Source organism: Bradyrhizobium sp. USDA 4473 (assembly GCF_054063335.1).
Genome location: NZ_JBSSGE010000001.1, coordinates 1,362,178 through 1,382,491, shown reverse-complemented (window position 1 = coordinate 1,382,491; position 20,314 = coordinate 1,362,178). Strand labels below are relative to the sequence as shown.

Below are 20,314 nucleotides of genomic sequence, written 5' to 3'. Positions count from 1 at the left end.
CACCAGGAGAACAAATAAAGAACATGCCCGTTTATCGTGCCCGAGGAGGACACCTTACGCTGTGCGGCCCCCGTCCGCCCTTGAGTCTTTGCGCGTCCAGGTCCGACAGATCGAAGGTCGGCACCGCCGCGCTATCACCGTGCTCCCCTTTGGGGTCGCGCTGGTGGACTCACGCCTTCCGAACGGTGGGCTCCCCTGCGGTGCGCTCCATGAGGTGGCTGGCGGTGGCAATGGCGCTGTAGACGGCGCAACCGCGACGCTCTTCGCTGCCGGCATCGCGGCCCGCACCCGCGGCAAGGTGCTCTGGTGCATCACTCGCCCGGACCTCTTCGCGCCGGCTCTGTCCCAGGCTGGCCTGAAATCCGACCGCGTCATCTATCTCGAAGGCGGCGACGACAAGACAGTCCTGGCCTGTTTCGAGGAGGGCCTTCGCCATGGCGGCCTCGGCGCCGTGGTCGCGGAAATCGCAAGACTGAACATGCCGGTCTCGCGACGCCTCCAGCTCGCCGCCGAGGGATCGGGCACGATCGGCATCGCGCTACGCCGCTGGCGCCGTCAAACCGAGGCCTCCGATTTCGGTCAGCCGACCGCCGCCACCACCCGGTGGCGCGTTTCAGCGCTCCCCTCGACCCCGCTCCCCGTGCCGGGCGTCGGCCGACCTCGCTGGCTGGTGGAGCTGATCCGTTGCCGCGCCGGCGAGAGCGCGGACTTTGAACTGGAGGCGTGCGATGACACGGGTCATCTCCGTCTTCCTGCCGACCCTGTCCACCGACCGGGTCAGGCGGAAGACGCCCGACGCAGCGCCTTCGGCTGACACCCCGCTGATCCTGGTCGGCCGGGACGGAAGTAGGCGCGTGGTGCTGGCGGCGGACGCCGCCGCTCAGGCCGCCGGACTTCGCGTCGGGATGCCCGCGACCAAGGCCCAAGCGCTCGTGCCAGGCCTGGTCATCCAGGACGCCGATCCGGCGGCCGATGCCGAAGCGCTGGAGCGGCTGGCGCTTTGGATGCTGCAGCGCTTCGCGCCGATCGTCGCCGCCGACCCGCCTTACGGCATCGTCATTGATTCAAGCGGCGCCGATCACCTCCATGGCGGAGAAGCGGCGATGCTCGCAACCATGGTCGAAAAACTCGCCAGCGTCGGCTTGCGCGCCCGCGCCGCCATCGCAGACACCTGGGGTGCGGCCCATGCCTTGGCGCGCTTCAGTGGCCGAGCAAGCTTCGTGTCCGCGCCCGGCAAAGCCGCGGACGATCTCGCGGTCCTGCCGATTGCCGCTCTGCGACTTCCGCCGCCGCAGGTCGAGAGCCTCCGGGTGCTCGGCTTCGACCAGATCGGCGAGTTGCTCGCCCAGCCGCGCGCGCCGCTGGCGCTGCGCTTCGGCGCCGAGCTCGGCCGGCGCCTTGACCAGGCGACTGAGCGGATCGCCGAACCGATCGAACCTGTTCGGCCCGAGACCATCATCGAAGCGCGCCGCGCCTTCGCCGAGCCGATCGGCGCAGCGGAGACCATCGCGCGCTACATCGGCAAGCTCGCCACGCAACTTTGCGACGGCCTCGAGCAGAAGGGCGTCGGCGCACGCCAACTCGACCTCATCTGCCAGCGCGTCGACAACCGCGCGCAAGCCGTCCGGGTCGGAACTGGCCTGCCGCTTCGCGATGCCAAGCGGATGACCCGGCTTCTTAGCGACAAGATCGAGACCATCGATCCGGGCTTCGGGATCGAGATCATGACATTGACGGCTGTCGTGACAGAGCCGCTCGCACCGAAGCAGGCGACCACCGATCTGGTCGACGAAGCGGGGCCGGACGTCTCTGGTCTGATCGACCTCCTCGCCAATCGCGTCGGCGAAAAGAATGTCTACCGTATCGCGCCTGTCGCCAGCGACGTGCCGGAGCGCGCAATTCGTCATATCTCGGCGCTCGCGCCGGAGACCGGCGCGGAATGGCCTGGCCATTGGCCGCGCCCTTCACGCCTGCTTGCTCGTCCCGAACCGATCGAGACCGTCGCCCTGCTGCCGGACCATCCGCCGGCCTCCTTCACCTGGCGCGGCGTGCGTCGGCGCGTGACGCGCGCCGACGGCCCCGAACGCGTGTTCGGCGAATGGTGGAAGCGGGATCCGGAGCTCCAGGCCGTGCGCGATTACTTCCGCATCGAGGACGATGCTGGCGAGCGCTATTGGGTCTTCCGTGCCGGCGACGGCGAGGACCCGTTGACCGGCTCACAGCGCTGGTTTCTTCATGGGATATTCGGATGACCGGGCCGCGCTACGCCGAGCTGCAGGTCACCTCGCATTTCAGTTTCCTGCGAGGCGCATCGTCCTGCGAAGAGCTATTCGCCACGGCTGCGATCCTGGGGATCGAAGCACTTGCCGTCATCGACCGCAATTCCCTGGCCGGTATCGTGCGCGCGCACGAGGCTGCCAAGACCACGGGCGTGCGGCTGGTGGTCGGCTGCCGCCTCGATCTCAGCGAGGGCATGTCGGTGCTGGTCTATCCGACCGATCGGGCCGCTTATTCCAGACTGTGCCGGCTCTTGTCTCTCGGCAAGAAGCGCGCCGGCAAAGCGCGCTGTGATCTCGCCTGGACAGACCTAATCGCCTACAGCGAAGGCCTGATAGCGATCCTTGTGCCTGATGAAGCGGACGAGGAGTGCGCGCTGCGACTGCGGCGGCTCCGCGACGGCTTCGGCGACCGCGCCTATATGGCACTCACTTTGCGGCGTCGACCAAACGATCAGCTTCGTCTTCATGACCTGTCGAACCTCGCCACGTCGATGCGTGTGCCGACTGTCGTCACCAACGACGTGCTGTTCCATGAGCCTGGCCGTCGCATCCTGCAGGATGTCGTCACCTGTATCCGCCACAACGTCACGATCGACGAGCTGGGCGATCGCCGGGAGCGGCATGCCGACCGCTATCTGAAGCCGCCCGATGAGATGCACCGGCTGTTCACGCGCTACCCCGATGCGCTGGCGCGGACGCTTGAAATCGTCGAGCGATGCCACTTCTCGCTCGACGAGCTGGCCTACCAATATCCGGAGGAGCGCGCCGACCCCACGCTTACGCCACAGGAGACGCTGGAAAAGCTGACCTGGGAGGGCGCGGCGTGGCGCTATCCGGAGGGCCTGCCGGACGAAGTCGCCGAGGGTCTCCGTCACGAGCTGCGACTGATCGAGAAGCTGAAATACGCGCCGTACTTCCTGACCGTCCATTCGATCGTCCGCTTCGCCCGCTCGAAGGACATCCTGTGCCAGGGCCGCGGCAGCGCCGCGAACTCTGCCGTCTGCTACGTCCTTGGGATCACCTCGATTGACCCGGCCAGAAACGACCTCCTGTTCGAGCGCTTCGTGAGCGAAGAGCGGCGCGAGCCGCCGGACATCGATGTCGATTTCGAGCATGAGCGGCGCGAGATCGTCATGCAGTGGATCTTCGAGCAATACGGGCGCGATCACGCCGCGCTGTGCTCGACCGTCATCCGCTATCGCACCAAGGGCGCGATCCGTGATGTCGGCAAGGCGCTCGGCCTGACCGAGGACCTCATCAAGATGCTGTCATCGCAGGTCTGGGGCTGGTCGGAGGATGGCGTCGAGAACAAGCACGTCGAGGCGCTGAACCTCAACCTGTCCGACCGGCGCCTGCGCTTGGCGCTCGATCTCGCGCGCCAGCTCATGGGCGCGCCGCGCCATTTGAGCCAGCATCCCGGCGGCTTCGTCCTGACCAACGATCGGCTCGACGACCTCGTGCCGATCGAGCCGGCCGCGATGATCGATCGCCAGGTGATCGAGTGGGATAAGGACGATATCGACGCGCTCAAGTTCATGAAGGTCGATGTGCTCGCCCTCGGCATGCTCAGCTGCATGAAGAAGGCCTTCGACCTGTTGGCCGAGCACAAGGGCGTCAATGTCGATTTGGCGACCATCCCGGCAGAGGATCCGCGCACCTATGCGATGATCCGCAAGGCCGACACGCTCGGCACCTTCCAGATCGAATCCCGCGCGCAGATGTCGATGCTTCCGCGCATCAAGCCGCGGACCTTCTACGACTTGGTGGTGGAGGTGGCGATCGTGCGGCCGGGCCCAATCCAGGGCGACATGGTGCACCCCTATCTGCGCCGGCGCGAAGGCGTGGAGCCTGTCGTCTATCCCAAGCCCGAACTGGAACAGGTGCTCGGCAAGACGCTCGGCGTGCCGCTCTTTCAAGAGCAGGCCATGCGCGTCGCGATCGTCTGCGCCGGCTTTACGCCGGGCGAGGCCGACCAGCTCCGCAAGAGCATGGCAACCTTCAAGTTCACCGGCGGCGTCTCCGGATTTCGCGACAAGCTGATCGCCGGCATGGTCGCCAACGGCTATGAGCAGGAATTCGCGGAGCAGACCTTCAAGCAGCTCGAAGGCTTCGGGTCTTATGGATTCCCGGAAAGCCACGCAGCGTCTTTCGCGCTGATCGCCTACGCGAGCAGCTGGGTGAAATGCTGGCACCCCGATGTGTTCTGCGCGGCGCTGCTGAACGCGCAGCCCATGGGCTTCTACGCGCCGGCGCAGATCGTGCGCGACGCCCAAGGGCATGGGGTCGAAATCCGGCCGGTTTGCGTCAATGCCTCGCGCTGGGACTGCACCCTTGAGCCGACGGACGACGACGGCCGCTTCGCCGTGCGGCTCGGCATGCGGATGGTGAAGGGCTTGGCCAACGCCCATGGCGCCACGATTGCTGCGGCCCGCGCCGACCAGCCATTCCGATGCGTCGATGATCTATGGCGGCGCGCCGGCGTGCCGTCGGCCTCGCTCGTGCAGCTCGCCGAGGCCGACGCCTTTCGGCCAGCCCTCGGCCTCGCCAGGCGCGAGGCGCTCTGGGCGATCAAGGCGCTGCGGGACGTGCCGCTGCCGCTCTTCGCGGCCGCCACCGCGCGCGATGACGAGCCCGTGGCCGACATCGATGAGCCGGTGGTCGCGCTGAAGCCGATGACGGCCGGGAGCGAGGTGGTTGAGGATTACGGCCATGTCGGTCTTACTCTGCGCCGCCATCCCGTCGCCTTCCTGCGAAGTGACCTCGCGGCGCGCCGGATCATCACCTGCACCGAGGCTATGGAAGCCCGCGACGGGCGCTGGCTCGAGGCGGCCGGGCTCGTGCTGGTCCGTCAGCGGCCAGGCAGCGCCAAGGGCGTCCTGTTCATCACGCTCGAAGATGAAACAGGCATCGCGAACCTCGTGGTCTGGCCGCAGACCTTCGAGAAGTTCCGCCGCGTCGTGATGGGAGCCAGCATGCTCGCCGTGCGCGGGCGCATTCAACGCGAGGGCGAAGTCGTTCACCTGGTCGCCTATCAGCTCGCGGACCTTTCGGCCGACCTCGCCACGGTTGGAAGCCGCGACGCGGCATTCCCACTTCCGCACGGCCACGGCGACCAGGTCAAGGCAGGCGGCGGGCCCGATCCGCGGGAGCTCCCGCCCAAGGGGTTGCGCACCCGCGACATCTACACGCCCGACCTGCATATCGACACGATCAAGGTCAAGACGCGGAACTTCCACTAACGCTGGCGACCTGAATCGGCGACTCGGTGGGAGAAAACTGGCCGCTCAACGCTTATTGTCAGACGAGCGCCACCACACCTGCCGGGAGCTTCACCATGACGGAAATCAAGCTGTCGGCTACGCCCAAGGGCAATGGCTATCAGGCGACCGTGAGCTTTCCGGACGGCGTCACGATGAGCTCGGCGGAGACCTATCCCACGATCGCGGAAGCGATCGCTGCCGCCGCGACGAAGCTGCTCGGCATGACCGACCGGCTGGAAGCGCTCGATCAACTCGACACGCCTGCGGCAAACGAGAAGACCTGAATGGCGAGACGCCCCAAGAAATCGAGCAGGTCGACCGGCGGCCATCCTCCAACGTGGATCGAGCCGCAGCTGACGCGGCTGGTGAACGAACCACCAGACGGTCCCGAATGGCTCCACGAGATCAAGTATGACGGCTATCGCATGCACGCCCGCATCGACGGCAGCGACATACGGCTGCTCACTCGCACCGGCCTCGACTGGAGCAACCGCTATCAGGCGACCATCGTCGCCCTCCGCGCCTTGAAGGTTGAGAACGCCTATCTCGATGGCGAGCTGTGCGCGGTCCGCCCCGACGGTGTGACGTCCTTCAGCCGGCTGCAAGCCGCGACGGACGAGGGGCGCACCGGCGATCTTGTCTTCTTCGCATTCGACCTTCTTTTCCTGAATGGCCAAGGCACCGCGGGCTTGCCGCTCCTCGAGCGCAAGGAACGGCTGGAGGGTCTCTTCAAATCCGAGATGCCGGGCCTGCGCTTCAGCGGGCACGTTATCGGCAGCGGACCCCAATTTCGCGAACATGCCTGCAAGCTCAATCTCGAAGGCGCCGTCTCCAAGCGGATCGACCGGCCCTATGCGCCAGGCGATCGCGGTCTCTGGGTGAAGTCGAAGTGTCTTTACCGCGAGGAATTCGTAGTCGTCGGCTGGACGGACCCCCACCGGCAGCCGGCCGCACATCGGTTCGCTGCTTCTCGGCTATTATACGGAGGACGGCAGGCTGCGATACGCCGGCCGGGTCGGAACGGGGATCACCGTTGCGGAGCTCAAACGTCTGGGCGGCCGTCTGGCCCCGCTGAAGACGGCGCGCATGCCGCTCAGCGTTCCGCCGCCGCGCGCAAGCCGCTTCGGATCACCGCTCGAATTGTCGCGCGTGCATTGGGTGAGTCCTGAACTCGTTGTCGAAGTCACCTACCTGACCTGGACCGAGGACAATCTGCTGCGGCAGGTGTCCTACCAAGGCGAGCGGCAGGACAAGCCGGCGCGGCAGGTGGTTCGCGCCGCACCGCATCCTTGAGATGCCGTCTCGCTTCGCCGAAGCAGCCGCCCGCCACGTCGCCCAGCCCATTCGAGCACGAGATACAGTACGATCAGCGCAGCCGACACGCCCGAGATCACCCAGAGTGAAGGGCGGATCAAACGCCATCACGCCGGCCATCACCCCAACATGCGCTGCCGGCCCGAGCAACAAGGCGTCGCGCCACCTCATTCGACCGTCTCCGGTCCCGGCCTGTCGTCGGCGGGCGTAGGCGTAGCGGTATTCCCCAGACCGTCGAAGAAATAGGAGACCGGCGTTTCCAGCGTGCGGGAAATGTCAAAGAGCCTCGAGGCGCTGATCCGCTGGTCGCCGCGTTCGTACTGCCGGATTTGACGGAAGGCCAGTCCGCTGGCGGAGCCCAAGCGCTGTGGGCTGATGCCAAGCGTCTCGCGCCGCAGGCACACGCGCATTCAGACGTCGACATCCACCCAGTTCGGTTCGTCGGGCGGCTGCCGCATATGTCGTTCCCCTAAACCCGGATGAATGTCGAGCATTCCAAGGGCCAACATCCTCCAAAACGTCGGCAGTTGGAGCGGGCAATCCGTTGGCTCGCACTTTGCCGCCGCAGTGCATTGATCCCGCCTCGATCATCAGATACTTCACACGTGAAGTTCAATTTGGGATGAGTTATGTTGGTCAGGCAAATCCATCGCGGCGGCGCCGCCGTGCTCGGCCTATTCATCGTGACACATCTCGCGGTGCACCTGACGGCACTATGGGGCCCCAACGCGCACATCGCCGCACTCGACGCCGTGCAATGGATCTATCGCAATCCCGTCGGCGAGGCCGTGCTGATCCTCGCCATCCTGCTGCAGATCTGGACTGGTTTTCGCCGGTTCCGCTTCTCGGGTCAGTCACGCTTGCGCAAGGTACAGGCGATCAGCGGCGCCTACTTGGCCTATTTCCTGCTCGTCCATGCCGGTGCCGCGCTCGCCACGCGCGGCATCTTCCACGTCGACACCAATTTCTATTGGGCAGCGGGCTCGCTCCACTATGACCCCATCCGCTGGGGATTTGCGCTTTATTACGCCGCGGCGATCGTGGCGGTGTTCGTGCATTTGGGTGTCGCCGCACGGTTCCGTTGGCCTGACGTGCCGAGGCCCGCGATCAGGACAATTCCGATCGCCGGGGCTGTTCTCGCTGCCGCGATTCTTCCCGCCTTCTGGGGCGCCTATTATACGATCTCGATCCCGCCAGCGACGCAGACCTATTTCAGGAGCGTGTTTGGTTTCCTCGGGGTCAAGCCGTAGCGAGGACGCCTTGCATACGATCGAACTCTCCAAGCGGCATGGCCGCCTGTTCCATATGCTTCAGCTGGCCGCCCACCGTCTCCGCAAAGTGGCTGATCGCAAGGTGATGGCGGTCAGCGATCTGACCGCCACCCAGGCCACCATCCTCCACATCATCGCCACACGCGAGGCGATCATGCAGAAACAGATCGCGAAACTGCTCGGCCAGAATGAGTCGGCTGTCGCCGGCATGGTGACGCGGCTCCTGTCTCTCGGCCTCATCGATCGCTGCCGGCGCCAGGAAGACGCGCGCGCCTCGATGCTCCGACTGACCGAGGCCGGGCGAATCCAGCTCGCGGCCACTAAGCCGGCGTTCGACGAGCTGGACGGGATGCTGGACGGCACGCTCACTTTTGACGAGCTCGACCAACTGAGCTTACTCCTGGAGCGGGTCGTCACGGATCTCTCCGTTAACGACAGTCTCTCCGCCCGCCAACGACGCGCCCGCACCTAACTCACCCGACCTGCTCGACGTCGAGCGCGCCTGCAGGGAGCGCTTTGATCAGCGATTTCGCGGAGACGGATGGATCCAGCCAGGCCGCCCAGTCCTTGCGATCCAGGATCACGATCTGCCGATCATGATAGGGCGCGATGTCGGGGCCTGGCTCCATCGTCAGCATCGTGAAAGCTTCACCGACATCCTTGCTGGCGCGCCAGATCCCGGCGATGCAAAACCAAGGCTCGCCCTCCTTGGTGAACAGCCACTTGTCCTTCCGCTTCTTCTTTTTGTCGGCGGGATCGGTGAACTCGTAAAAGCCGTCCGCGATGATCAGGCAGCGGCCCGTGGTGAACTCCCGCCCATCGGAGCGAAAATTGTAGACCGGCCTGCCTTTCGGTCCGGGCCAGCTCCAGCGCCGCTGCACGAGATCGCCAGCGCCCGGCTCGCCCTCAACCGTCCGCACGATCGGCGCGGTGTCGGTGATCTTGATATCCTGTCGCGCCTGGATGTTGGGCGCGCCCTCGGAGAAACGGATCTTGATCTTCAGGTCCGCGAAGTCTTCGAAGATCTTCGACGTCTCCACCTCCAGCCGATAGTCGTTGCACATGAGGGTCTCCGTCTCGCGGCGTCAGTTGCGGGAAGCCATCGTTCCTATTATGTTCACGGCCATGAGGGCAACCCCGTTCGATCTCGACGCCCCGCTCGGCCAGCGCCGCGCCATCATACGGCGCGAGGGTGTTGGCGTGGAGATGGTGGAGCTCGCCTGGGGCCTCAAAGGCCGCGAGGGCGAAACGCGGCCGTTCACGGTGGTGCGCTCGGAAGGGCGCAGATTTCCGACTCACCGCTGCCTCGTGCCCGCGTCAGAGTTCCGTTTCCGCAGCCGCGGCCAGACCTACAGCTTCTCGCTCGCCGATGGCGACTGGTTCTACTTCGCGGGCATATGGCGGCCGGCGAAGCTCGACTGGCCGGAGGCCTATGGCATTCTGACCGTGGCCGCGAACGATGACGTCGCGCCCTACCACGACCGGCAGATGGCGGTGCTGACTCGCGCGCAGCGAATGGATTGGCTCGACGCAACCATGCCTGAGGAGGCTCTTTTGCGTCCGCTTCCCCACGGCTCCTTCCGCGTGCGAGAAATCGAGCCGCACGATAGCCGCCAGCACGCTCTAGCGATGTAGTATGGACGGTGCGCTCGTGAGTACGACCGTTCGCTCAACAGCCGGTCGGCGCCTTGCCACCCGAGTAGTTCGGGGGCAACGGCAATCCAATCGTGGTCGAGAGAGCCATGTCTGCGTTGCAGAACGATCCCCGGGCAGGGATGCGTCTGACGAGGTGGAATACGTCTGGCGTTGTCCCCGCCGCCACTCCCGGCCTCTCCAGCTTGTAGATTCTGATTTCCGCGGGCGCATGGTCGGCCAGCACACCACTGCGTGCCTCGCCGAGGTCGGCGCGGATCAAGAGCGTCGCCGACACTCCATCTAGCCTGCCTCGCGCAAACCGTATTGTCCCGAGGGTACGTTCCCCGTCAAAGGGGGATGCGACTGCGGTGTCCTCCAGGCCATTCTTGTTGCCATCGAGCGCCACCACTCCGCTCTTGTTTTCGGACCCGCAACAGCCGGCGGGCAAAGGAAGGAGGACGAGATACACGTAGTGGCCGTGGGCATTGCCGTTGTCTCGCCACGCTCGAACGATGGTGGCGGAGCGTCCATCAGAGGCAAATTTTGGAACGACGTTGATCCCGTCGTGAATTGGGATCGTCCTGATATCGGTGAGCCCCGGAGATTCAGCTTTCGCAAGCCCAACCGCAAAAAGCAAAAGAACCGAGGAAAGAACTAAACGCATCGGTCGGTCTCCTGCCACTTCACCTGAGGCTAATCCGTTTCGATGATTGCCGCCAATGTCAGGATCGCGCCCGAAGATCAATGTCTGGCAGCTCAACACTAGGACCCTGAAAGCACTGCTCGGCAACGCTGAGACGCTCGGGGGGGTGAATGCCTTCCCCCTGGCCGGCGCCACCGTCGCCGGCACACCCCCTTCTGCGGGGAGACCCCGCAACGCCCCCTTAGAGTGAGAGTGCAGACCGGGATTGCCGTGACGGGTTGAGGACTGGAGGAGAGGCCTCCGGCGCCCGTCGCGGAGATCCGCGATGTCTAGAAAGACCGTTTTAGCGCGCCCCGGCCAAGACCGGGCGAGCCTCTATGACGATATCACCAGCAAGATCATCGCCGAGCTGGAAGCCGGCCGGCTGCCATGGGTTCAACCCTGGGGCACGTCCGCGGCAAAGGCGCCGCTCTCGATGCCGCGAAACGCGGCCACGGACCGACAATATTCAGGGATCAACGTCCTGATCCTCTGGGGCGCGGTCATCGAGCACGGTTTTACGACTCAGAGCTGGCTCACATTCCGCCAGGCGCTCGGTCTTGGCGGCAACGTGCGTAAGGGTGAGCGCGGCACGACTGTCGTCTATGCCGACCGCTTCATACCCGACGATGAAAAACGCCGCGCACGTGAGACCGGCGAGGATGCAGCTACAATCCCCTTCCTGAAGCGTTTCACGGTGTTCAACGCCGCACAGTGCGAAAACCTGCCCGACGAGGTCTCAGCAGTAGCCCCGCCGCCACTGCCAGGTCTGATCGAACCTCGAGTCGAGGCGCTGATCAAAGCGAGCGGCGTCGACTTCCGCATCGGCGGCAACCGCGCCTTCTACGCGCCAGGGCCGGACTTTGTGATGGTCCCGCCGCCCCAGGCCTATTTCGAGCCCATCAACTGGCACCGCACGGCGCTGCATGAACTGGGGCATGCCAGCGGCCATTCCTCTCGTATCGGGCGCGACCTGACCGGCTCCTTCGGAACCAAGAAATACGCTTTCGAGGAGCTGGTGGCGGAGATGAACGCCGCCTTCTGCTGCGCTTCGCTCGGCATCGTGCCGACAGTGCGTCACGCCGACTACATCGGCTCGTGGCTCGAGGTGCTGCGGGAGGATAACCGCGCCATCGTGCGCGCTGCGTCTCAAGCCAGCAAAGCCGCTGATTGGCTCCTCGGTTTCCTGCCTGACGCCGACGCCGCGATGGCGGCCGCGTGATCGAGATCCTGAAAAGCCGGAAAGCCGGAAGCGCGGGACTGCGTCTCTGTGCCTTTCCGGTTCGTCGGCTCTGCGGCGCGGTCCTCCGAGAGGAAGAGGGCTGCGCCGGTTTTCGTGGCGGGTTGGAGGTCGAGAGAGAGTCTCTCGGCCGCCCGCTATGGAGACTAGTCCGATGGCAACTGCCGTTCAGAAGATCACCCTGTCGTCCTCGCGCGACATCCCTTTCAACAAGCTGGTGCTGAGCCAGTCGAACGTCCGCCGCATAAAGGCCGGCGTCTCGATCGAAGAATTGGCTGAGGACATCGGCCGGCGCACACTGCTGCAAGGCTTAAGCGTACGGCCGATTCTGGACGCGCAAGGCGCCGAGACCGGTATGTTCGAGATTCCCGCCGGCGGCCGCCGCTACCGCGCGCTCGAACTGTTGGTCAAGCAGAAGCGCCTGGCAAAGACCGCGCCCATCCCGTGTGTGGTACGCGACGCCGGCAGCGCGATCCTCGCCGAAGATGACTCGCTTGCCGAGAACATCCAGCGCGCGCCCTTGCATCCGCTGGACCAGTTTCGCGCGTTCCAGGCGCTTCGCGAGAAGGGTCGTTCCGAGGAGGAGATCGCCGCGGCGTTCTTCACCTCGGTCAACGTCGTGAAGCAGAGGTTGCGTCTTGCTTCCGTCTCTTCGGCCTTGCTCGACATTTACGCCGAAGACGGCATGTCGCTTGAACAGCTGATGGCGTTCACCGTCACTCAGGATCACGCCCGCCAGGAGCAGGTCTGGCAGGCGATCTCCGGGTCCTGGCAGAAGGAGCCCTATCAGATCCGCCGCATGCTGACGGAGAAAACCGTCCGCGCCTCGGACCGGCGGGCCGTGTTCGTGGGGCTCGATGCCTATGAGGCCGCCGGCGGGGTGGTGCTGCGCGACCTGTTCCAGTCCGACGACGGCGGCTGGCTCGAGGACGTCGCGCTTCTCGATCGCCTCGTCGCCGAGAAGCTGAAGGCCGAAGCCGAAGCGATCGGCGCTGAAGGCTGGAAGTGGATCGAGGTCGCCATCGACTTCCCCTACGGTCATGCTCATGGACTGCGCGCCCTCGATGGCGTCGCCCTCGATCTCACCGGCGAAGAGCAAGCGGCGATCGACGCGCTCAACGCTGAATATGCGAAGCTTGAGGCGGACTATGACGGCGCAGATGAACTGCCCGACGAGGTGGATGAGCGCCTCGGCGAGATCGAACGCGCGCTCGCTGCGTTCGAAGATCGGCCGGTCACCTATGATTCGACCGACATCGCACGCGCTGGCGTGTTCGTCAGCATCGATGCCGAAGGCCATCTCTCCGTCGACCGAGGCTACGTCAGGCCGCAGGACGAAGCGCCGGCCGGCGATCGGAACGATGGTGGAGAGGTCGAGGCCGCGACCACCGTTCTGGGTGCGAGCGATGCGGACGCACCCGAGGTGCAGCGCGCCGTTATCACCATCGGCGGCCAGGTGGCCGGTCCCGAAGATGAGGACGACGACGACTTGAAGCCTTTGCCGGATCGGCTGGTGAGCGAACTGACGGCCGAGCGGACGCTGGCGCTTCGCGACAAGCTGGCGAGCACGCCCTCCGTCGCCTTCCAGGCGGTGCTGCACAAGTTCTGCCTCGACGTCTTCTCCCGCTATTTCTCTTACGGAACGGCGATGGAGGTGTCCGTGCGCAGCGCCAGTTTCCCCGTGCAGGCGCAGGGTCTGAAGGACACGGCTTCGGCCAAGGCAATCGACGCCCGCCACGCCGCCTGGGAAGAGCGCCTGCCCAAGGACAAGGCCGACCTCTGGGACTGGCTCGCCTCGCTTACTGGCGACGAGCAGGCAGCGCTCTTCGCACATTGTGCCTCGTTCGGCGTCAATGCGCTCTACGAGAAAGGCGACCGCTACGGCGCGGGCGTCTCCTCACACACCGTCGAGCAGCGCATCGCCGACGCCGACCGGCTCGCCCAGGCCGTCGATCTCGACATGGTCCAGGCCGGCTGGCGACCGACCGTCGAGAATTATCTCGGCCGCGTGCCCAAGCGGCGTATTCTCGAAGCCGTGCAGGAAGGCGCCGGCGAGCGCGCGGCCCAACTCATCGACCACTTGAAGAAGGGTGACATGGCCAAGGAAGCGGAACGGCTCTTGGCCGAGTCCGGCTGGCTGCCGGAGCCGCTGCGGATCGCAGTCTCGGACGAGGTCGTCGAATCCGCGAGCGAGGATGATGCGCTGCCCGAATTCCTCAGCTGCGAGGAGGAGGAGGAAGTGGCCGACGACGACGCGGACGCGTCGCACATGATCGCGGCCGAATGATTGCAGGCGGGGCAGCTTCGGCCGTCCCGCCCAATCGCAGGTCACCACCTCAGGAGCCCGGCGCCTTCGCCGGGCTCCGCGCTTTTCAGGAGGGCGGCATGCCCGCATTTACGATTGAAACCACTTACCGCCTGCCGGTCTACCGACAGCGCACTTACGAAGCGGACACGCTTGCTGATGCCTGCCGCCTCGCCGTCGAGGACGACGATTGGGACGGGCAGCGGGAAGACCATGAGACGGCCGGCGACACTTACGTGACTGGCGCGTGGGCAGGACGCGACGCGGCCTACCGCGGCCGCGCGCTCACCATTCCTTCGCAGTTCGATGAACAGATCCAGCGCAAGGCAGGCCATTTCGAGGTGCTGCTCGGCCTGCTCAAGCTCTTCGCACACGGGCCCGACGCGCAGGCGACCGACGACGCGTTCTGGCGTGAGCGTCTCGCTGGCGCGATCGCCAAGGGCGAGGCGATCCTGGCCGGCAAGCCCGATCCTGACGCTGCAGGCCAGCCCCAGCGTTGAGGCCTGCCTCTTGCCACGTGCGTTGCAGCTTCGGCGCCTCACCTGACCGTGGGGCGCCTTTTTTCCTGGACCTGAGCTGAGAGGGAGAGGTCGGCCGGGAAGGTTTGAGCCGGTGCGGTCCCAGAGAGAGCGCCGTCGGCTCCTTTCTCCCCGCTCTCCCGAGGCTCCCTTCATGTCCGACATTTCTTCGACCGCCGCCGAGCAGGCCGCGCCGCGCCCGCCTGTTGTTCGCGATGGCGCTGCCGGTGCGATACTCACCGCCGCCGAGCAGCTCCTCGCCCATCTCGAGCAAGGCCAGCGGATCGATGCCGCGACGCTACGTGTCGCCATGGAATCCGCGTTCGGCGCTTCCGACACTTCCGGCGCCTGGGATTGGAAGGCCGCCTATGACGCAGGTGAGGTCGCGACCGTCCTCTTCCTGCGCAAATACGGAAAGGCGCTCTTCCGCAAAGCCGGCTCTCCGGCTTCGCGGCTCTCCGGCTTGATCAAGATCGCCGGTCTTCTCCCGACACACACGCGTCGCTCGACCGAGAGTGAGATGCTCCAGCAATTCTCCACGCCGACCCCGCTCGGTCTGGCGGCCGTCGCAGCGGCCGGGATCACGGCCGCCGATCGTGTGCTGGAGCCTTCCGCTGGCACCGGACTGCTGGCCATCCTCGCGGAAATCACAGGCGGCGCGCTCGTCCTGAACGAACTGGCCGAGAGCCGCGCCGCGCTGCTATCGGCGCTTTTTCCTAGCGTCGAGGTGACGCGTTTCGACGCGGCCCACATCCACGATCACCTTCACCCGGCCGTGGTCCCAACGGTCGTTGTCATGAACCCCCCGTTCTCCGCGATGGCCAACGTCAGCAGCCGCATGGCCGACACAGCCTACCGCCACATCGCCTCCGCACTCGCACGCCTGGTGGACGGCGGACGCCTGGTGGCGATCACCGGAGCGAACTTCGCACCCGAGATGCCGCAGTGGCGTGACGCCTTCGTCCGCCTGCAGGAGCGCGGCCGCATACAGTTCACCGCGGCGATCGACGGCGCCGTCTACGCCAAGCATGGCACGACTATCGACACGCGCCTGATCGTCATCGACAAGGCGGCCGCCGAGGATCCCAAAGCGCTGCCGCAATCGCGTGGCGTCGCGCCAGACGTGGCGACGCTGCTCGGTTGGCTCGCCGACCATCTGCCCGCGCGTTTGCCGATCGCCTCCAGCGCCGCCATCCCTATCGCCGCAGCACCGCGGACCGTGCGGACCTATCTCGCCCGCCGCGCCACGGCGCAGCCGGCCAAGACGTCCGTTCTAGACCCCGAGGCCGTCGATCTTGACTATGAGACGGTCGACTGGGCGCCGGCTGAAGGCGCGGGGATCAGCGACGCCATCTATGAGGCGTACCGGCTTCAGTCGATCCGCATTGCGCATGCGCAAACCCACCCGACAAAGCTGGTGCAGTCCGCCGCCATGGCCTCGGTCGCTCCGCCCAAACCGAGCTATCGCCCGCGCCTGCCCGCCAACCTCATTCGAGACGGCATCCTCTCCGACGCCCAGCTCGAAACCATCATCTATGCAGGTGAGGCGCACAGCGATTACCTCGCGGGAGCCTGGACGGTCGACGAGACTTTCGACCTGGTCACCGCCGCGCGCGACGATGCGGAGCGCGCCGTTCGCTTCCGCCGCGGCTTCATGCTCGGGGACGGCACCGGCGCTGGCAAGGGCCGCCAGTCGGCCGGCATCATTCTGGACAATTGGCTGAAGGGCCGGCGCAAGGCGGTCTGGATTTCGAAATCCGACAAGCTCCTCGAGGATGCCCAGCGCGACTGGTCGGCGCTCGGCATGGAGCGCCTCCTGGTCACGCCGCTATCGCGCTTCGCCCAGGGCAAGCCGATCCTGCTCTCCGAAGGCGTCCTATTTTTAACCTACGCTACGCTGCGGTCCGACGACCGCGGCGAAAAGCTTTCCCGCGTCCGGCAGATCGTCGAATGGTTGGGCTCCGATTTCGACGGGGTGATCATTTTCGACGAGTCCCACGCGATGCAGAACGCTGGCGGCGGCAAAGGCGAACGTGGCGATGTCGCACCTTCGCAGCAGGGGCGTGCGGGCTTGCGCCTTCAGCATGCATTGCCGAACGCGCGGGTTGTCTATGTCTCCGCGACCGGGGCGACCACCGTTCACAATCTCGCCTACGCCCAGCGGCTCGGCCTTTGGGGCGGCGAGGATTTTCCCTTCGCCACCCGCGCCGAGTTCGTCGAGGCGATCGAGGAGGGTGGCGTCGCGGCGATGGAGGTGCTCGCCCGCGACCTGCGCTCGCTTGGGCTCTACACGGCGCGCTCGCTCTCCTACGACGGCGTCGAATACGAGCTCGTCGAGCATGCGCTCACCGACGAGCAGCGGCGCATCTATGACGCTTATGCCGGCGCGTTCTCCATCATCCACAATCATCTCGACGCGGCGATGCACGCCGCCAACATCACCGGCGACACCGGCACGCTGAACCGCCAGGCCAAGTCCGCGGCGCGCTCCGCCTTCGAAAGCGCCAAGCAGCGCTTCTTCGGCCATCTGCTCACCAGCATGAAGACGCCGACGCTGATCCGTTCGATCGATCAGGACCTGGCCGACGGCCATGCCGCCGTCGTTCAGATCGTCTCGACCGGCGAAGCCTTGATGGAGCGCCGCCTAGCGGAGATTCCCACGGAGGAATGGAACGACGTGCGCGTGGACATCACGCCGCGCGAATACGTCCTCGACTATCTGGCTCGATCCTTTCCGGTGCAGCTCTACGAGCCGTTCACGGACGGCGAGGGCAATCTCTCGTCCCGTCCCGTCTTCCGCGACGGCCAGCCGGTCGAGAGCCGCGAGGCTGTTGCGAGTCGCGACGAACTGATCGAGCGGCTCGCGTCGCTGCCGCCGGTTCCCGGCGCGCTCGACCAGATTGTCCAGCGCTTCGGCACGGATCTCGTGGCGGAAGTAACCGGTCGCACGCGTCGCGTGGTCCGCAAGGGCGACCGCCTTGTCGTCGAAAACCGCGCCGCGTCCGCCAACCTCGCCGAGGCTGCCGCATTCATGGACGACCTGAAGCGCATTCTCGTTTTCTCGGAAGCGGGCGGGACGGGTCGCAGCTACCATGCCGAACTGTCGGCGCGGAACCGCCGCTTGCGCGTCCACTATCTGCTTGAACCCGGGTGGAAGGCGGACGCCGCGATTCAGGGGCTCGGCCGGACGAATCGCACCAACCAGGCGCAGCCGCCTCTCTTCCGGCCGATCGCCACCGACGTAAAGGCCGAGAAGCGCTTCCTCTCCACCATCGCCCGGCGACTGGACACGCTCGGCGCCATCACCCGTGGTCAGCGCCAGACCGGCGGACAGGGTCTCTTCAGACCCGAAGACAATCTGGAATCGCACTACGCGCGCGACGCGCTGCGCCAGCTTTACCTGCTCCTGGTGCGCGGAAGGATCGAGGGCTGCTCGCTCCAGATGTTCGAGGACGCCACGGGTCTGAAGCTCATGGACGCCAATGGCATTAAGGACGAGCTGCCGCCGATCACCACCTTCCTCAACCGCCTGCTGGCGCTCACCATCGATCTTCAGGGCGTGCTGTTCACGGCGTTCGAGCAACTGTTGAACGCCAAGGTCGAGGGCGCCATCGCCAGCGGAATCTATGATGTCGGCCTGGAGACGCTTCGAGCCGAAAGCTTCGTCGTCACCGCTCGGAGAGCGATCTACACCCATCCGGTGACCGGCGCCGAAACCCGGCTGCTGACCCTCACCGAGCGCCGGCGCAACCGTCCGGTGACGCTCAGCGAGGCGCTCGACCATCTTGCCGATCCTCGCGCCAGGCTGCTGATCAACGAGCGCTCAGGCCGCGCCGCGGTGCAGGTCCCGGCGCCGAGCCTTATGCTCGACGACGGCGAGATCGAACGCCGCGTCCGGCTGCTCCGGCCGATGGAGCATCATCACGCCTCGCTCAAGATGATGGATGAGAGCCATTGGCAGACTGCGGATCACGAGGCGTTCGCCGCGAAATGGGCGCGCGAAGTGTCTGAGGTTCCCGAGTTCGCCGACAGCACGATCCATATCGTCGCCGGCTTGCTACTGCCCATCTGGAAGCGCCTGCCGAACGAGTCGACGCGGGTCTATCGGCTCCAGACCGACACGGGCGAGCGTATCATCGGCCGCAAGGTCTCTTCGGCCTGGGCGGCGAACGCATCGTCGGCGGGAACCGCCGCCATCCCCGCGGACGCGGCTTTAGCCGCCTTGATTGAGGGCCGCACGGTCCTCGATCTCGCCGAGGGAATGCAGCTCCACCGGGTGCGCGTCATGGGCGCTCACCGCATCGAGCTGTCGGGCTTCGCCGACACGATGCGCGAGCGCCTGCGGGCCTACGGGCTTTTCAGCGAGATCATCTCCTGGAAGCTGCGCATGTTCGTGCCGACCGATGCGACCGGCGCCGCGGTGCTGAACAAGGTGCTCGACCACTTCCCGGTCCAGCGCATCGGCGAGCGGGAAGCGGCGTGATGGCCCGGCACGACGCGTCCGAACTCGCCCACCGCCTCGCGCGTGACGCCGAGGCGGTGTGCCGCCACTACCTCTCCGCCGGACGGCCGGAGGGTGGCTATTGGCTCGTCGGCGACGTCCGCAACGCGCCGGGCCGCTCAATGTTCGTGCGGCTGAAGGAGTCGATGAAAGGGCCCGCTGGCAAATGGACCGACGCGGCAACCGGCGAGCATGGCGACCTGCTCGACGTGATCCGCGAAAGTTGCGGCCTGGTCGACTTCAAGGACGTCGCCGACGAGGCCCGCACATTCCTCAGTCTCCCGCATCCCGAACCCGAGACGCATCGGGTGCGAGCGCGCAGGGTGAGCGCTCCGACCGGATCGCCGGAATCGGCTCGGCGGCTGTTCGCGATGTCCCAGCCGATTTCGCGTACTCTCGTAGAAACGTACCTCCGCAATCGCGGCATCACGGTTCTGCACGGAACGGCAAGCCTCCGCTTCCATCCGCGCTGCTATTACCGGCCGGACGATCGCAGCCCGACGGAGACATGGCCGGCGATGATCGCTTCCGTCACTGACCTTGCGGGCCATCTAACCGGCGCGCATCGCACCTGGCTCGATCCCGAAGGCTTCAGCCAAGCGACGCTCGGCAAGGCGCCAATCGAAACACCGCGACGGGCGATGGGCGACCTTCTTGGGCACGCCGTCCGATTTGGCGTGGCAGGCGAGGTCATGGCGGCCGGCGAGGGCATTGAAACGATGCTCTCGCTGAGAAGCGTTCTTCCCGCTCTGCCGATGGTCGCGGCGCTTTCAGCCGCGCATCTCTCTGCCCTCCTGCTTCCCGATACGCTGCGACGGCTCTACATCGCGCGCGACAACGATTCCGCCGGTGACGGCGCGATGACGACATTGATCGAGCGTGCGCAGGCCGCGGGGATCGAGCCCATCGTGATCTCGCCACGCCTTGGCGACTTCAACGAAGATCTCCGGCTGCTCGGGATCGAGGCGCTTCGGGCCGCAAGCCGGGTGCAGATCGCGGCAGGGGATGTCGCCCGTTTCGTGGAGCTGGCGGCATAGCGCGGCAAGCGACGACCGGCGCGGCGGCGAGACAGTCAGGGATCGTGGCTCTGTCTCTCCTGCGCGTCGAAGAGGACCGCACCCACGGCCTTCCGAGAGGGCGATCGGGCGGCAAACGGCCCGGACCGGCAACCTTGGGGGCCGACTATTTTCCGTCGGCGGGGCGCGCCCGCCTTTACATCGCGAACCAAAATAGCCGGCCCCCTGCGGTCCTTCGCTCACGCTTCAGCCCTGCGCTCACGCTTCGGGTGCAGGTCCGGCCCGCCCGCCGC

Annotated in this window: 16 protein-coding genes and 1 pseudogene; 14 read left to right on the top strand and 3 right to left on the bottom strand. The window is 65.9% G+C overall.

What is annotated here, in order from left to right; genetic code table 11:
• The first annotated feature begins 88 nt into the window (after window positions 1-88).
• From ACVW17_RS06510 to ACVW17_RS06485, 6 genes and pseudogenes are all read left to right on the top strand, one after another.
• On the top strand, window positions 89-814 hold the full coding sequence (locus ACVW17_RS06510) for an ImuA family protein (RefSeq protein ID WP_456796944.1): 726 nt from the start codon (window positions 89-91) through the stop codon (window positions 812-814).
• Window positions 729-2,252 carry a Y-family DNA polymerase gene (locus ACVW17_RS06505; RefSeq protein WP_456796943.1) on the top strand — a complete coding sequence of 508 codons (1,524 nt, stop codon included), beginning with the start codon at window positions 729-731 and terminating at the stop codon, window positions 2,250-2,252. The genes ACVW17_RS06510 and ACVW17_RS06505 overlap by 86 nt, the downstream gene beginning before the upstream one ends.
• On the top strand, window positions 2,249-5,518 hold the full coding sequence (locus tag ACVW17_RS06500) for an error-prone DNA polymerase (protein WP_456796942.1): 3,270 nt from the start codon (window positions 2,249-2,251) through the stop codon (window positions 5,516-5,518). Before ACVW17_RS06505 ends, ACVW17_RS06500 begins: the two co-directional genes overlap by 4 nt.
• 95 nt (window positions 5,519-5,613) lie before the next feature.
• On the top strand, window positions 5,614-5,823 hold the full coding sequence (locus ACVW17_RS06495) for a hypothetical protein (protein WP_456796941.1): 210 nt from the start codon (window positions 5,614-5,616) through the stop codon (window positions 5,821-5,823).
• Window positions 5,824-6,417: pseudogene (locus ACVW17_RS06490) on the top strand (ATP-dependent DNA ligase); the annotation flags it as partial.
• Between the two features lie 76 nt (window positions 6,418-6,493).
• Window positions 6,494-6,832 carry an ATP dependent DNA ligase gene (locus tag ACVW17_RS06485; RefSeq protein WP_456798934.1) on the top strand — a complete coding sequence of 113 codons (339 nt, stop codon included), beginning with the start codon at window positions 6,494-6,496 and terminating at the stop codon, window positions 6,830-6,832.
• A gap of 188 nt (window positions 6,833-7,020) precedes the next feature.
• Here the strand turns inward: ACVW17_RS06485 and ACVW17_RS06480 are convergent, their stop codons facing one another.
• Window positions 7,021-7,263, bottom strand: a complete 243-nt coding sequence (locus ACVW17_RS06480) for a helix-turn-helix domain-containing protein (RefSeq protein ID WP_456796940.1) — start codon at window positions 7,261-7,263, stop codon at window positions 7,021-7,023.
• 219 nt (window positions 7,264-7,482) lie between these two features.
• On the opposite strand from ACVW17_RS06480, the gene ACVW17_RS06475 reads away from it, so the two are divergent.
• Together ACVW17_RS06475 and ACVW17_RS06470 are read left to right on the top strand one after the other, a co-directional pair.
• Window positions 7,483-8,103, top strand: coding sequence for a hypothetical protein (locus ACVW17_RS06475; RefSeq protein WP_456796939.1), 621 nt, complete (start codon window positions 7,483-7,485; stop codon window positions 8,101-8,103).
• 10 nt (window positions 8,104-8,113) lie between these two features.
• Complete coding sequence (locus tag ACVW17_RS06470; RefSeq protein WP_456796938.1) at window positions 8,114-8,596, top strand: MarR family winged helix-turn-helix transcriptional regulator; 483 nt, start codon at window positions 8,114-8,116, stop codon at window positions 8,594-8,596.
• A gap of 1 nt (window position 8,597) precedes the next feature.
• Here ACVW17_RS06470 and ACVW17_RS06465 read toward each other — a convergent pair whose 3' ends face one another.
• Window positions 8,598-9,188 carry an SOS response-associated peptidase family protein gene (locus ACVW17_RS06465; protein ID WP_456796937.1) on the bottom strand — a complete coding sequence of 197 codons (591 nt, stop codon included), beginning with the start codon at window positions 9,186-9,188 and terminating at the stop codon, window positions 8,598-8,600.
• Between the two features lie 61 nt (window positions 9,189-9,249).
• Here ACVW17_RS06465 and ACVW17_RS06460 point away from each other — a divergent pair, with 61 nt between their 5' ends.
• On the top strand, window positions 9,250-9,759 hold the full coding sequence (locus tag ACVW17_RS06460; protein WP_456798933.1) for an SOS response-associated peptidase family protein: 510 nt from the start codon (window positions 9,250-9,252) through the stop codon (window positions 9,757-9,759).
• Between the two features lie 34 nt (window positions 9,760-9,793).
• Here ACVW17_RS06460 and ACVW17_RS06455 read toward each other — a convergent pair whose 3' ends face one another.
• Window positions 9,794-10,423, bottom strand: coding sequence for a hypothetical protein (locus tag ACVW17_RS06455; RefSeq protein WP_456796936.1), 630 nt, complete (start codon window positions 10,421-10,423; stop codon window positions 9,794-9,796).
• A 304-nt stretch (window positions 10,424-10,727) separates the two neighbouring features.
• Here ACVW17_RS06455 and ACVW17_RS06450 point away from each other — a divergent pair, with 304 nt between their 5' ends.
• The 5 genes from ACVW17_RS06450 (at window position 10,728) to ACVW17_RS06430 (ending at window position 20,042) form a co-directional block, all read left to right on the top strand.
• Entirely contained in the window at window positions 10,728-11,663 is a 936-nt protein-coding gene (locus ACVW17_RS06450; protein WP_456796935.1) for an ArdC family protein, read from the top strand.
• A 172-nt stretch (window positions 11,664-11,835) separates the two neighbouring features.
• On the top strand, window positions 11,836-13,968 hold the full coding sequence (locus ACVW17_RS06445; protein ID WP_456796934.1) for a ParB/RepB/Spo0J family partition protein: 2,133 nt from the start codon (window positions 11,836-11,838) through the stop codon (window positions 13,966-13,968).
• A 98-nt stretch (window positions 13,969-14,066) separates the two neighbouring features.
• Window positions 14,067-14,486, top strand: a complete 420-nt coding sequence (locus ACVW17_RS06440) for a hypothetical protein (protein ID WP_456796933.1) — start codon at window positions 14,067-14,069, stop codon at window positions 14,484-14,486.
• A gap of 172 nt (window positions 14,487-14,658) precedes the next feature.
• Window positions 14,659-18,987 carry a strawberry notch-like NTP hydrolase domain-containing protein gene (locus tag ACVW17_RS06435; protein ID WP_456796932.1) on the top strand — a complete coding sequence of 1,443 codons (4,329 nt, stop codon included), beginning with the start codon at window positions 14,659-14,661 and terminating at the stop codon, window positions 18,985-18,987.
• Window positions 18,987-20,042, top strand: coding sequence for a DUF7146 domain-containing protein (locus ACVW17_RS06430; RefSeq protein ID WP_456796931.1), 1,056 nt, complete (start codon window positions 18,987-18,989; stop codon window positions 20,040-20,042). The genes ACVW17_RS06435 and ACVW17_RS06430 overlap by 1 nt, the downstream gene beginning before the upstream one ends.
• Window positions 20,043-20,314 lie beyond the last annotated feature (272 nt).

Bases quoted from the DNA above. Each gene is read 5' to 3' on its own strand.
- ACVW17_RS06465 (WP_456796937.1), bottom strand. From the start codon at position 9,188: ATGTGCAACGACTATCGGCTGGAGGTGGAGACGTCGAAGATCTTCGAA.
- ACVW17_RS06495 (WP_456796941.1), top strand. From the start codon at position 5,614: ATGACGGAAATCAAGCTGTCGGCTACGCCCAAGGGCAATGGCTATCAG.
- ACVW17_RS06460 (WP_456798933.1), top strand. From the start codon at position 9,250: ATGAGGGCAACCCCGTTCGATCTCGACGCCCCGCTCGGCCAGCGCCGC.
- ACVW17_RS06450 (WP_456796935.1), top strand. From the start codon at position 10,728: ATGTCTAGAAAGACCGTTTTAGCGCGCCCCGGCCAAGACCGGGCGAGC.
- ACVW17_RS06435 (WP_456796932.1), top strand. From the start codon at position 14,659: ATGTCCGACATTTCTTCGACCGCCGCCGAGCAGGCCGCGCCGCGCCCG.
- ACVW17_RS06500 (WP_456796942.1), top strand. From the start codon at position 2,249: ATGACCGGGCCGCGCTACGCCGAGCTGCAGGTCACCTCGCATTTCAGT.
- ACVW17_RS06505 (WP_456796943.1), top strand. From the start codon at position 729: ATGACACGGGTCATCTCCGTCTTCCTGCCGACCCTGTCCACCGACCGG.
- ACVW17_RS06430 (WP_456796931.1), top strand. From the start codon at position 18,987: ATGGCCCGGCACGACGCGTCCGAACTCGCCCACCGCCTCGCGCGTGAC.
- ACVW17_RS06475 (WP_456796939.1), top strand. From the start codon at position 7,483: ATGTTGGTCAGGCAAATCCATCGCGGCGGCGCCGCCGTGCTCGGCCTA.
- ACVW17_RS06480 (WP_456796940.1), bottom strand. From the start codon at position 7,263: ATGCGCGTGTGCCTGCGGCGCGAGACGCTTGGCATCAGCCCACAGCGC.
- ACVW17_RS06445 (WP_456796934.1), top strand. From the start codon at position 11,836: ATGGCAACTGCCGTTCAGAAGATCACCCTGTCGTCCTCGCGCGACATC.
- ACVW17_RS06455 (WP_456796936.1), bottom strand. From the start codon at position 10,423: ATGCGTTTAGTTCTTTCCTCGGTTCTTTTGCTTTTTGCGGTTGGGCTT.
- ACVW17_RS06440 (WP_456796933.1), top strand. From the start codon at position 14,067: ATGCCCGCATTTACGATTGAAACCACTTACCGCCTGCCGGTCTACCGA.